The organism is Streptomyces sp. NPDC087420 (assembly GCF_044744165.1).
Classification (GTDB): Bacteria; Actinomycetota; Actinomycetes; order Streptomycetales; family Streptomycetaceae; genus Streptomyces.
The window spans coordinates 516,237-529,852 of the sequence record NZ_JBIUXU010000003.1; the positions used below are offsets into that span (position 1 = coordinate 516,237).

The 13,616-nt window shown below is 76.0% G+C and carries 5 protein-coding genes; all 5 read right to left on the minus strand.

Going from position 1 to position 13,616, the window contains the following annotated elements:
- Window positions 1-37: 37 nt before the first annotated feature.
- From ACIO1C_RS08420 to ACIO1C_RS08440, 5 genes are read right to left on the minus strand one after another with little or no spacing between them, the layout of a single operon-like run.
- Window positions 38-1,948: a hypothetical protein gene (locus ACIO1C_RS08420; protein WP_401859856.1), complete on the minus strand. Its 1,911-nt coding sequence runs from the start codon at window positions 1,946-1,948 to the stop codon at window positions 38-40.
- Entirely contained in the window at window positions 1,945-6,306 is a 4,362-nt protein-coding gene (locus ACIO1C_RS08425; RefSeq protein ID WP_401859858.1) for a DUF5682 family protein, read from the minus strand. The genes ACIO1C_RS08420 and ACIO1C_RS08425 overlap by 4 nt, the downstream gene beginning before the upstream one ends.
- Window positions 6,293-7,453 (minus strand): AAA family ATPase, encoded by a 1,161-nt coding sequence (locus tag ACIO1C_RS08430; protein ID WP_401859860.1) that lies wholly within the window; start codon window positions 7,451-7,453, stop codon window positions 6,293-6,295. The genes ACIO1C_RS08425 and ACIO1C_RS08430 overlap by 14 nt, the downstream gene beginning before the upstream one ends.
- Window positions 7,450-12,576, minus strand: a complete 5,127-nt coding sequence (locus ACIO1C_RS08435) for a hypothetical protein (RefSeq protein WP_401859862.1) — start codon at window positions 12,574-12,576, stop codon at window positions 7,450-7,452. The genes ACIO1C_RS08430 and ACIO1C_RS08435 overlap by 4 nt, the downstream gene beginning before the upstream one ends.
- A complete protein-coding gene (locus ACIO1C_RS08440) occupies window positions 12,573-13,469 on the minus strand; it encodes a DUF4132 domain-containing protein (protein WP_401859864.1) in 897 nt (298 codons plus the stop codon). The genes ACIO1C_RS08435 and ACIO1C_RS08440 overlap by 4 nt, the downstream gene beginning before the upstream one ends.
- Window positions 13,470-13,616 lie beyond the last annotated feature (147 nt).

Consider the following 13,616-nt stretch of genomic DNA (forward strand, 5'->3'; position numbering starts at 1 on the left):
CGCCTTCCCCTTCCCTGAGGACGATCGGCGGCGCCGATCAGTTCGCCGCCGGTTCCGGTGGTGCCCAGGCGGCGAGCAGCAGTGATTCGGCCGCCGCCGACGCGTAGACCGCCGCGGCCAGCCACGCCAGCGCGAATCCCGTGGGGTCGGCGGGCAGCAGCCGGCCGAGCACGTCGTGGCGCCGGTCCGCCGCCGCTTCGGCGAGCGCCTGGACGCGCTGCGCGCCGGTGGTGAGCCCCACGGCCCGCAGCCGCCGAGGAAGGTCCCCGTCGCCCGCCGCCGCGGCCACCGCCCGCCCACCCGCGACCCCGCGCTCCACCGCCCGCCGCAGCAGGTCGAGTTCGATCGGCAGCCCGGGGAGGGGGGTGCTGCGGGGCACGGCGTCGGGGACGATCGCCCGTGTCGGCGCGGTCGCTCCAACCGGCCCGCCCCCGGCGACCGGCCCACTCCCGCCGCTCGGCGCGGACACCGCGACCGTCGCGCCTCCTCCCGGCGCGAGGTTCGAACGGTTCAGCAGCCGCAGGCCCAGATCCGTACGTACGGTCCTGTCGTCGTGCCCCCGCCAGGCCGCCGCCAGGACGTGCACCCGGTCGGGGCGGTCGTGCACCGCCCGGGCGATCAACCGCAGCGTGAGCCCCGGCCGGGAGGCCAGCAGCCGGAGGTTGTCGGCGTACGGGAGGTCGGGGCGTTCGTCAGGGGCGGCCAGGCGGAGCGTCGGGCCGCCCGACACGACGAAGCCCGCGTCCGTGACCGTACCGTCCAGGAACAGCAGATCACCGCCCGCAGCCCTGGCGTCGGCCGGCTCGGCCGACCAGCTGAGAGCCGCGGCCAGTTGGGCGGCGGGCGACCGCTCCCAGAGCCCGGCCAGGGGTGCTTCGTGCCACCCCGCACCGGGCGCCCGTACGGAACGCACCTGCCCGCCACCACCGATCCGGCCGTCCGGGGACACGGTCGCCGAGGTGAGGATGACGCCACGGCCGTCCCCCAGGTCACGCAGTCCCAGCGCGCAGCCGCCGGGCACGGGCGACCCCGACGCCTGGAGCGCCCGCTCCGGACCGCCCGGAGCCACGTCGGAGAGCGTCCTGAGCGTGCCGTCGGGGGCGAGGGCGTAGACCGTGGCGCCCGCGTAACCGGACGCGGTCACCACCGCTTCGGTGAAGAGCCCGTGCAGCCGCAGCGGGCCTTCGGGCTGATAACTCCGGCGGGCGGGTGCGAGGGCCGCCGCCGGCCTGCGTACCAGATCCAGCAACTCCACCAGATCGGCGGAGAGGTCGGACAGCCGGAACGCCGGGTCCTCCGAGCGCGCCTCACCCAGCCGCCGCGCGATGCGCACGGCGGTGGCGGCGGGACGGTGCAGCCCCGCCAGCCGCGCGGAGTGCGCGGCGTGGAGCAGTTCGGCCCGGTGCACCGCACCGGACCCGGTGACACCGGCGACCAGCACGGCCGTCGCGGCCTCCCGCAGCGAGTCGAGGGCCGCGGACTGTACGGGGGTGACCGCCACGGGGGCGGCGCCGGAAGCGGGGCCGTTGCCGGGCGAGGTCGATACGGCGACCTCCTGACCCGTCCCCTTCTCCGAACCCGCGACCGTCCCCGGCCGCGTCCCGGGCGCGCTCGCCGCCCCGCTCGCCGCCTCCACCTCCCCCTCCGCCTCGGCCGCGAGGGGCGCGCTCGACAGGACGGCCGCGCGATGCAGACAGGCCGGCGCCAGCAGGCAGCCGCACACGGCGTCCGCCGCGTCGGCGACGATCCCCGCGGTGACCCTGAGCGTCACCACGGTGTCCTCGGCGACCCGGATCAGGACGCCGTCGCCGGTGGCCTCCACCGGCCAGCCGGCCACCTTCGCCACGGCCCCGTCCACGCGCTTGCGCAGCCGTACGGGCAGCAGATCGAGCGCGGCGGCCGCCACGTCGGCGGCGACCGGTGGCAGTACCGGAGCGGGATGGGTCATCGGTGCGCACCTCCTACGCGTTCGCCGACCCAGCGGGCCAGCTCCAGTGGGCTCAGCGCCGCGACCGGCATGCCGGCCCCGACCAACTGGCCCGCGATCCCGGTCGAATAACGCGGCCTGCCCTCGTCGTCCAGCGAGGCGCAGCCGAGCACGTGGCACCCGGCGTCGACCAGGGCCCGTACCTCCGCGAGCAGCGGCGAGACCGGGCCGCCCTCCTCGAAGTCGCTGATCAGGACCACGAGCGTGCGGGACGGTACCGACACCAACTGCCGGGCGTGGCGCAGCCCCAGCGCGATGTTGGTCCCGCCGCCGACGCTCACTTCCAGCAGCAGGCTCAGGGGGTCGTCGACCTGGTCGGTGAGATCGACGACTTCGGTGGAGAACGCCACGAAGTGCGTACTCACCGCGGGCACCCCCGCCAGCACGGCGGCGGTGAGCGCGGCCCAGACCGTCGAGGCCTCCATCGAGCCCGACACGTCCACGACGAGGACGAGCCGCCAGTCCGCCGTCTTGCGGGCGCGGGTACGGAACATGGGCCGCTCCGGCAGCACGGTCAACGCGCCGGTGTCCGGGTCCCGGCGGGCGGTCGCCAGGTTGGCCCGGATGGTCCGGGCCAGGTCCAGCGGACCGCCCGGGCGCCGGGTGGGGCGCGGATGGGAGAGGCCGGTGAGCGCGGGCCGCAGCCGGTTGGCGAGCGCCTCGGTCAACTCGGCCACCAGCTTGGCCACCAGGGGGCGCAGCCGGGCCAGTTGCTGCTCGGGGAGGCCGCCCGCGTACGACAGGACGGTCCGCAGCAGTTCCACGGAGGGGCGGGCGGCCGCGGGGTCCAGCTCCATGGCGGCGTCGATCCGCCCGGCGTCGGCCGCGGCGGCGAGCACCTCTTCGCGGACGCCGGGCCCGAACAGCGCGGTCAACTCCTCGGACCAGGACCGCACATCGGGGTACGGCGCTCCGTCCCCACCCCTGGAACCGCCCCGCCCGTCCTCCCCCCGAGCCCCCTCACCACGCCCGAATCCATACAGTTCGTCCAACGCGGCCCCGACCCGTCCAGCTCCACCCCGCAATTCCCTTCCCCGCCCGAGCAACAACCGCCACCGCTCACCGGGCACGAGAGCGATGCCGCCGCGCCCCGCTTCCCCCTCCCACGGAACGCCACCCGCGACGGCCCCGATGCCAACGGTCCCGACGCCAGCGGTCCCGACGCCGACGGTCCCGGCCGTGATGGTGCCCGCGCCAGCGGTCCCGGCCTCGCCGCCCCCGGCCGCAACGGTCCCGGTCCCGGTCCCGACGGGTCCGACCGCGACCTTCCCGACCTCCGCACCACCGACCTCAACCGTCGCGACGACCGCGACCGGCCCTGCCGCGACCGGCTCGGCCGTCACCCGCCCTGCCCCGGTCGGCTCCGCCGCGACCCCCTCGGCTGCGACCCCCTCGGCCGCGACCGGCCCCGCCTCACCGCCGCCCAAGCCCACGGGCTCCAGCAGCGACGCTCGTCCGCTCACCGCCGGCGTCCTGCCGTGCGCCGCGCCCGTCGCCGGGTCGCACCTCAGGTCCGGGACCAGCCCCCTCGCCGTCAGGGCCTCCCGGCCCGCCAGGTCCGCCGATGCCAGCAGCGCCAGCGTCGCCGGATCCGTCATCGGTCCCGGCAAGGTGCCCGCCGCCAGACCCGTGCGGTCCTCCACCGTGGCCAGGAGCCGACTCCTCGCCGCCGGGGAGAGCGTGTCGAAACCCGCGCGCAGGGCCGGCAGCCGGTCCAGGAAATCCCGGTCGGGCAGGGCCTCGACCCGTTCCATCAAGGGGTCCAGAGCGGGACCGGTCTCCATCAGTGCCCCCGCCGCGAGCAGCGCCCCGCGCAGGAATCCACCCAGGTCCGTACGGAGCGCGGACGTGGTCGCGCCGTCCACGCGGGACGCCAGCCGGACGCCGAACTCCGTCGCGTCCCCGCGCCCCAGCAGCACCCGGGCCACCCCCGCCGCGCCCCTGATCAGCGCCGTGGCGTCGGCCTCCAGCCGGACCAGCGCGGCGTCGAGCCGCAGTCCTCCACCGAGCGCCGCCGCGGCCCGCCCCGCCAGGGAGACCAGGGCCCGCGCGTCCTCCGCGTCGGTGGACCCCGCCAGCCCGTCCAGCGCGCGCACCCCGGCGGCGGTGAGGTCGTCGTACGCCTCGGTGAGCGCGGCCCGTTCCCACCCGTCGGGCAGGCCCGGCAGATGGCCGGACCTGATCCGGTCCAACAGGGCCAGCCCGGCCAGCAGTTCGGGCAGGGTCCCGGACGCGGGCAGCAACTCGGCGGTCTCCGAGAGACGCTCCGCGGCGAGGCCCGGGAGGCCGCACTGGGCCGCCGCCTCAAGGCCGGCCAGCACCTCCGGGGCCGTCGGGCCGCCGAGCAGGCGCTCCCGTGTCCGCCGCTGCCGCAGCGTCCCCTCCGTGGCCTGCTCCAGCGTCACTCCGCGCACCCCGGTCACATCGAGCATCGCGGCCGTCGACGGGGACCAGGTCACCGTCCACCGTGTCGTCAGCGGAGCCGCGTCGCCCACGCCCGCGACGCCGCCCTCCTCCCCGTACGGGACGCGGCAGGCCGCCAGCCGGCGCAGGGCCAGCTCACGGCGCCGGTCCAGGTCGCTTCGGTGCGCGTCCAGACGGAGCTCCCGCCGGCCCGGCGCGGTCGGCGTGGGCAGCGACAGTCCGGCCAGGAGCGTCTCGACGGACGGTCCGAGCCCCGAACGCGGCGTCCCCGGCGCGAGCCGTCCCTGCCGGGCGCCGACCAGGACCTTCTCCATCGCGGCGGCCACGACGCGGCCCCGCCCGTACAACTGCCCCTGCGTGAGGACGGTCTGCGCCGCCTCCACCAACTCGCCGCGCCCGGCGGCCGGAAGCCCGCGCAGCGCCGCGAGGTCCCGCGCGACCCGGACCACCTCACGGGCGTCGGCGGGCCCGCTGGGGTGACCGCCGTCCCGTACGGCCGCGCAGATCCGTACGGCGGTCGCCGTCAACAGGTCGTCCAGCAGCACCGGATCGCCCGCGGCGATGTGCACGCCCCGCTGCCACTCCGGATCCCTGATCCCGGCGGGATACCCGGACCGCTCGTCCAACAGGGCATACGAATAAGGCACGAGCGAGGTAACCACGCCCCCACCCTTGGCGGCCGTCGAGGCGCCGCCCCCCACAACCCGACCCTCCCCGGCCCCGGCGGCTCGCGCCTCGTCGGCCCCTACGGGCCGCGCCTCCCCGGCCTCGGTGTCCCGGGTTACGTCGGACCCCGCAGGCCGCGCCTCCCCGGCCCCGGCGGCTCGGGCCCCGTCGGCCTCCGCAGGCCGTTCCTCCCCGGCGCGGGCTGCCCCGGCCACATCGGCCCCTGCGGGCCGCGAGGCGTCGGCCCCCACCGACTGGGTCACGTCGATCCCCGCAGGCCGCGAGGCGTCGGCCCCCGTAGGCCGGCCCCCGTCGGCCTCGGCGGACCGCGCCAAGTCGGCTCCCACGGAGCCGGGCACCTCGGCCCCGCCCTCGTCCGGCCCTCCCCTCACCAGCGCGGGCGCGTGGAAGGCCCCGATCACCGCGGCCGTACGACGGCCGGGCCGTTCCGCCAGGCGGCGGCGCATGTTCGCCTCCCGGCGGAGGTCGTACGGGTCAACCGCACCCGCACCCGCACCCGCACCCGCACCCGCGTCCGCCCGCAGCGCCCAGCCCACCAACAGCGCGGCCCGCCGCAGCGCCTCCGGTCCCGAGCCCGGGGCCGTGGTCTCGACCAGCCGATCCCACAGATCGTCCCCGTCCCGTCCCCCAACCCGCGCCCGCAACGCGGCACTCAACGCCCCGCCGTGACCGTTCCCCTCCACATCCCCGCCGCCCGGAGCCCGCGTCCCGCCGTGGTCATCCCCCTCCGCGCCGCCCCCCAGGACCCGCTCCTCCCGTGCCCCGAGCGGCAGATCGAACGCGACAACCTCCACCCCCGCCTCCCGGGCCCAGCGGATCGCCGCCAACTCCGGGGAGAACTCGGCGAACGGCAGGAACACCAGCCCGCCGCCCGTCCCGTCCCCCCGGCCGCCCGCCAGGGCCACCGGCGGGACCGTCGCCGGGTCGGCGAGATACGGCAGCCAGGGTGCGAACTCCTCCGGCAGCTCGACGAACAGCACCTCCGGTGCCGCGCGCGTCAGCATCGCCGGTACGGCGGCGGCCAAGGCGGGGGAGTGGTGCCGTACCCCGATCAGATACGGCTCCGTGCACCCGGCCAGCCGCTCCAACGCCTCCCCGGGCGCGGCCGCCTCCCCAGCCACCGCCTCCGCTCCGGGCCTCGCCCCCGATTCCGCCCCCGCCCCCGACCCGGGCGACGCCGCCACCCCCGCCCCCTCAGCCCAGTTCATCGCGCAGCTCCCACAGCGTCCTCCACAGCGGCGCCCCCGTTTCCGCGCGGCGGCGGACCGGGCCGTCCCAGTAGCCCAGCAGTCGTGCGTGGTCGGCCGGGTCGTCCTTCTGGACCGTCCCCAGGAGGTGGCCCGGCAGCATGCGGAGTACGTCACGGCCGTCGCCGAGGTAGGCCGCTCCCAGCCCCATCGCCGTCGCCACCTGGACCGCCTCCGCCGTCGACATGACCGTCGAGGGGCGCTCGACCTCCCAGCCCTCCGCGCTCCGCCCCGTTCGCAGATCACGGAACGCGGTGATCAGGGCCTCCAGCACGGTGTCGTCCACCGAGAACCGCGCCCCGCCCCGCACCAGCGCCGCCGTCGCCTGGCCGCGTACCAGCGCCGTCTCCGCGTCCAGGTCGTCGATCGGGCCCACCGTCTCGAAGTTGAAGCGGCGTTTCAGCGCCGCGGACATCTCGGAGACGCCCTTGTCGCGCAAGTTGGCCGTGGCGATCAGCGTGAAGCCGGGCGCCGCGTGCACCGTGCTGTCGCCGTCCTCCCCGCCGGCCAGTTCGGGCACGGACATCCGGCGTTCGGAGAGCAGCGAGACCAGCGCGTCCTGCACCTCCGGCAGACAGCGCGTGACCTCCTCGATCCGGGCCACCGCGCCCCGGGTCATGGCCCTGAGGACGGGGGAGGGGACCAGCGCGTCCCGGCTCGGGCCCTTGGCCAGCAGCATCGCGTAGTTCCAGCCGTAACGGAGCTGGTCCTCCGTGGTGCCCGCCGTGCCCTGCACGGTGAGCGTGCTCGTGCCGCACACGGCGGCCGACAGCAGCTCGGAGAGCATCGACTTGGCCGTGCCTGGCTCGCCCACGAGCAGCAGCCCGCGCTCGCCCGCGAGCGTCACCACACACCGCTCCACCAACGAGCGGTCCCCCACGAACTTCCGTGACACCGCGAGCTTCCCGCCGTCCGGCGCCTTGAGCTGTTCGCCGTCCGTGCCGCAGACGAACACCACCACCGCGCGGGGTGTCAGCCGCCAGCCCGGCGGTCGCGGCCCGTTGTCGTACGACGCCAGGAACGCCAGCTCCGCCGCGAACCGGTCCTCCGGCAGCTCCACCTGCCGGGCGCCGCCCGCCCCCGCCGCCGGCCCGGTCTGTTCCCTCATCGTCTGCCTCCCCGGCCGCCACGGCCCTTGAACTCCTCGAACGCCGGCACATCGCCGTCGCCCACCCGCCGCCACGCGGCCTCGAACAACGCGGGCACCGGCAGGTCGGGCACCACGAAGCCCGGCCTGTCCCACGGCAGCAGCGCCGTCTTCCAGCTCTCCACGGGCAGCCGGGGCGCGTCCTTCTCCTCCAGCCAGCCGCCGGGCAGGAACACCGTGCGTCCCGCGCGTGCCCGCCTGCCCTCCACCACCAGGTCCGTGGCGGTCAGTTCGGCCCGCGCCTTCTTCAACCGGGCCGGCTTCCACCCCGTCCACGCCGCCTGGTTCCGGTCGGTCGGATCGGGCAGGGCCAGCAGCATCAGGTAGAGGGCCGACGCGTCCTCGGAGATCCCGGACCGCCGAGCCACGTCGGCCACCAGGCCCGCCACGCTCAGCTGCGGGTTCTGCGGCGGGCCGGCCGGGCCGTCCGCCGAGACCAGCGCCAGGAACTCGTCACTCAGGACGGCCCGCAGCGCCTCCAGCGCCGACGCCTTCCCCGCCGTCGCCACGAGCAGCTTGAGGTCCGGGTGGTCGGGCCCCCCGCCGCCTCCGCCGTCGACCCCCGGCTCGGGCAGGACGGCCGAGGGCCGCACCCACACCTCCTCGCCCGTCCCCCACCGCGTCGGCTTGAGGACCAGCGCCGCCGACAGCTCGAACAGCTCGGCGTCGCCCGCGGCCCGCTTCGCCGCCAGTCCGTACGCCTCCCGCAGACGCGGTGACACCGGGTCGTAGGCGAAGTCCCGGTCCACCCCCAGGTCCATCAGCAGACCCGGGTCGGCGAGCCGCTCCCGCAGCCTGAGCACCGTTTCCGGCAGCACCGCCCGCAGCGGATCGCCGAACGGCAGCCGGTACGCCAGCCAGCGCAGCGCCTCGACCCAGCTGCCCAGCCGGTCCCCCGTGAGCAGCCGCGCCGCGTCGACCGGTCCCAGGTCGCCCTCCACCAGGCGCTGTTCCGTACGGCCCGTCAGCTCGCTCTGCCACGCGGGATTGAGCACCGCGTCCACCGCCTGGCTCGCGTGCAACTCGGCGGCCACCCCACGGATCACCGAAGGAGGCAGGACCCGCCGCTTGCCGCGTGTCGCGATCCACTCGCCCACCAGCGGCTCCTGCGGGAACCCGGCCGTCCACAGGTCGGCCACCCGCTCCGGGTCGGCCGGCAGCAGCAGTGCGGTGAACGACCGCCGCTGCTCGCTGCCCAGCGCGCTCAGCAGGGACGTCGCCCACTCCAGCTCGGGCTTCTTCGCGTCCAGCGGCTCCAGGTACTCGGCCGGGACCTGATCCGCCCGGTAGCGGTTCAGCCCCGGGCAGCCGAGCTGGAACAGCACGCCCGCCGAGGGCGTGATCCCCACCCGCTCGGCGAACTCGATGCCCCGCTCGGGGCGGTACGGCAGCGGACCACGCTCACGCACCGACTCCACCAGACGGCGCACCGCCGGCGCCCGCACCGGATCGTCCGCCGCGCCCAGCACCCGGGACCCGGTGACCGTGGTGCCCTCCCAGGCCCCGAAGACGCCGGCCGGGTCGTACTCCAGGCACTGCCAGTACGCCTCCTTCTCGTCGGCCCGCGAACAGCCGACGATCAACAGCCGCCGCGCGCCCGCGTGCCGCACCTCGCCGTGCCGCCGCCTGTTGTCGTCCCCCGCGTCCCCCGCGTTCGCCGCGTCCTCCTCGGGGCCGACCGGCATCCGCAGCTCCACGATCCGCAGCCGCCCGCGCGGATCGACCATGATCGCCGCACCGCCGTCCTCACGGAGACCGTCCTCACCGGAGCCGCCCCCACCGGGACCGTCCTCACCGGAATCGGCGTCCTCCGCCCCGCCCGCCCCGCCCGCCCGTACGGCCAGCGCCGCGTCCAGGAACTCCAGCAGGGCCTCCCGATGCGGCTCGGATGTCACCGGTACGGCGGCCCGGACCGCGAGCGCCACCAGCGTGGATCCGTACACGGGCACCCAGCCGCTGTTCTCGGGATCGGCCCCGGGCCGCCCCGGGACGCCGTCCGCCGCGAGCAGCGCCGACAACCGCCCGATCTGGTCGAAGATCGCCGTCGAGCCCTGGGACGTGTTCCGGTAGCCGAAGTAGTACCCGTCGGGCGCCAGGCCCTCGAACGCCTCCTCCAGCACCTTGTCGTACGCATGACGCACCGTCGGCCCGTCCGCCGCCAGGTCCCCGGGACCCCGCTCCGCCCGCTCCGCGAGCTTCGCGAGGCGTACCGCGTGCCGGGCCGCCTCCCTCACCACGCCGGCCACCCCCGCCACCAGCCCGGGGTGGGTGACCTCCGGCAGCAGCGCGCGTACCGCCGCGTCCGGCTCGGAACCGCCGGCGACGGCCGACAGCAGCGACTCCGCGTCCGCGTCCGTCACCGCGCGCAGCGCGGCCGATCCCCGTTCGTCGCGGGGCCGCAGCGCGTGCCAGTGCGACGTCGGCGGGACGAGCGGGGTGCCCGCGCCGTACGTCTCCTCCGTGCCGCCCGCGGTGTGCCACGCCAGGCAGATTCCCTCGCCGTCGTACAGCTCGATCCGCGCGCCGCCGTACGACGCCTTCTCGCGCGGGTGCAGGACGGCTCCGCCCGGCAGCCGCAGCGGCGGCAGCGGGACCCCGGAGTGCTCCGGGACGGCCGGGCCGCGGCTGCCGTCGACCGAACAGGCCGTCAGCGTCCGCCCGTCCGGGTCGTACGTCACGTACCAGCCCAGCAGTCCGTCCTTCGTCCCGAACGGGGAGGACTCCAGGCCGGGACGCACGGGAAGCAGCCGGCAGGCGTTCTCCCGCAGCCGGATCGCGTCGCCGGTCAGAGCCGTCGCGAAGAAGGCGGGCACGGAGACGCGGCCCCGGCGGGCCGACGCGGGGTCGTACTCCCACCAGTGGTCCTCGTGCAGGACCCAGACGGAGATACCGTCCGAGGCGACCGGCCTGCGCTCGTCCGCGAACGAGATGTCGCCCGGGTGGACCGGCCGGCCGCCGTAGCAGCGGCTGCCGTCGGCCAGGGGGAGCGAGGGCATGCCGCCGCCGTTGCCCTGGCCGTTGATCTCGCCCCGGGGCTTGAAGACCTCGGTGGGACGGCCCGACCACACACCGCGCCGGTCGTCACCCCATCCGTTGACGACGAGCCACTGACCGTCCACGTACGCGATGTGGGTCGTGTCCCACGTGGTCTTCGAGACCGTGGGCAGCGTGAGTGTCCGCCGGTCGAGCACCTGGTCGGGACCGACGGCCGCCACCTGGAGGCCGACGCGGACGAGCAGGGCGGGCCAGGCGTCCGTCAGCCGGTACGGCTCGTTCGCGCCCTGCCCGACCCTGCCGCCCGAGGCGGCCTTCCTCGTGACTTTCCCCAGGTGGGGCAGGGCCTCTTCCAACCCCTGATGCCCCAGTTCGTCGAGGATCCCGGCGCGCAGGGTCCTGGCCAGGGCGGGGGCGGGGGACACCGCCGTGATCCGCCGGACCGCCCCCGGCGCGGTGGCCAGCACGGACGGCGACGAGAAGCGCGACAACTGGTGCAGCCTGTCGTTCAGCTCGGGCAGCCCGAACGGCCGGGCCAGGTCGTCGGCCCGCTCCTCCAGCCAACCCGCGAGCACCGTGCGCAGCGCGGGGTGACGGGCCATCGATTCGAGCAGCTCGGGCGCTCCGCCGCGGCCGGCCTCCTGCTCCACGGCGGCTCGCAGCGCCGGGGCGAACCGCGGCTCCGAGGTCACCGCCAGCAGATCCCTGCGGCCCTCCCGCTCGTCGGACACCCAACTGCCCAGGTGCACTTCTCTCCCCTCGTCGGAGAGATCCCCGACCGGCACGCCCCAGGACAGACAGGCGTCCAGCAGGTCCAGGTCCACCCCGGTCCGCCACCCGGTCCCGCTGCTCAGCCGCACCGGCACCGCGTCCGCGACCAGCCGGTCCACCAGCCGCTCCACCAGGGTCAGTTCGGCGGCGAGCCGCGGGGTCTGCCCCCAGCCGCGCTGCCGGTGGGCCGCCCAGGACGTCACCCAGCCGGCCGCCGGGACCGAGCCGTCCAGCAGCAGGTCCACCGCGCCGCACCGCTCCAGCAGCGCCAGCCACGAGTCGTCGAACGCCGCCGCGTCGCCGCCAGGAGCAGGCAGCAGCGTCAACAGCCGCTCCCGCACCGCCCGGTCCCCGGTCGCCACGTCCGACAGGGACGGCAGGGCGGCCTGCCAGAAACTCACCGCCGCGCGGTTCATCGCGCTCGTGTGGATGATCTCCGCGAGCAGGGACCGCTCCTCGGCGCGCGCGTCGAGCCCCGCGCCCTTCGACAGCCGGCGCAGATCCTCCAGCATGCCCGCGTACGGGGCGAGTCCGGCCGCGCACCGCTCCACGGACAGGGTCCTGAACTGCGCGTGCGCCTCCTCGGGAGACAGCCGTACCGCCAGCCCCCTGGCATGCTCGCGCAGCGCCTTACCGCTGAGCGCGCCCGCCGCGGCGAACTCCAGGAAGACCTCCCGCAGCCGCGCCTCGTCCACCGCCAGCGCGTACCGCTGCTCGGCCGTCCTGGCCTTGCCGAAGAACGTCGCCGCCTGCGCCGTGGACTCCACGGCCAGGAAGAGCCGCGCCACCTGTTCGTAGAAGGTGGGCAGGAAGTGCGGTACGGAACGGTCGAGCCGCTCCCCGATCTCGTCGAATCCCTCCTTCGCCAGCCCCGGCTTCGTGGCCACGAGCCGTGCGAGCCGCTCCATCTCCTTGACCACGGCGAGGGCGTGATGCCCGTTCCCCGGGTCGTTCACGAGCGCCCACGCGGGGAAGCCCAGGGACTGCCGCTTCACCCGGCCGACCTCGGCCACCTCCGCGGCGGAGAAGCCCAGATACTCGACGGAGAGGTCCTCGGCGGCCCCGATCGCGCCGGGCACCAGCCGTACCACCGTGCGCCCGTCGAGCACCGGATGGCCGTACGCCCTGGCCGTCAGCACATCGCCCGGCGCGGCCCCCTCCTCCGCGCCGAGCGGCAGCACCGCCCCGGCGTCCAGCAGATCGACGGCCGGCAGATCGGCAGCCGGCAGACCGCCCTGCAACAGCCGCCCGTCACTCACCAGGCCTCCACTCACCAGGCCCCCGCTCACCACGTCCCCGCTCACCACGCCCCCGCTCACAGCGCCCCCTCCTCTTCGCTCTCGACCACACGGCCCGCGAACACCAGCGCGGCCATCCGCTCACCCTCGGACCAGGCGACCGGCCCCACTTCGCCGAGCGGCAGCCGCCGCCCCGTACCGTCCCGCCACTCCAGCGCGCCCGTCCGCGCCTCCGCGTCCGGATAGTCGCCCCCCAGCCAGTACGCCGCCTCCAACTGCCGGCCGTCCTCGACCAGCCGGCACAGCGCCTGGCCGCCCCGCACCCGGTAACCGAGCGTCAGCGCCCGCCCGGTGGCATGCCGCAGCTGGGCGAACTTCCCGTCCGCGTACGCGCTCCAGGCCGTGTCCGTGCCGGTCGCCCCCGCGACCCCCTCGGGCCGCTGCCACACCTCGCGGAACAACTGCTCCACCCCCTGCTCGACCTTCAGCTCCGCCGCGAACTCCCGCAGCTCCGCCAGGTCTTCGAGCAGCACCGGATGGGGGATCAGCACCGACGTCACCCCGACCGGGTCCAGCCACACCGAGTCCCCGTCGAGATCCACGATCCCGAGCCCCTTCACCGGATCCGCGTCCCGCAGGAACCCGGCGCGCGCGGTGTCCGCCGACCCGTCCGCCGTCACCGGCGCCACCACCAGGTCACGCAGCGCCGCCTGCCACGCCGTGTCCGGCCACACCCGCGCCAGCAGCGCGACCGGCACGGGCAGCGACCGCACCAGCCAGGCGTCCACCTGCTCCCGGCACTCGCTCTCGTGCCGCGCCAGCCACTCGGCCAACTGCCGCAGCCGGACCACCTCGACGTCGTCCTTGAGCTTCGGCGGCACCTGCTTCAGCGCCCTGCCGGCGGCATTGCGGCACAGCACCCGCGTGCCCTCCAGCGAGACGGCGTACCCGCCCGCCGTTTCGATCCAACCCATGGCAGGACCCCTCCCCGACCTTCTGGTTCTCGAACTGATCACCACGTTAGGCGGGGGGTCTGACAACGGCCCGGCCGGGCCGGTGAGCCGGTGGAAAACGCCCGGAGGAGGCCGCGCGTCCAGCGCCCGGCCTCCTCCGGCAGTGCG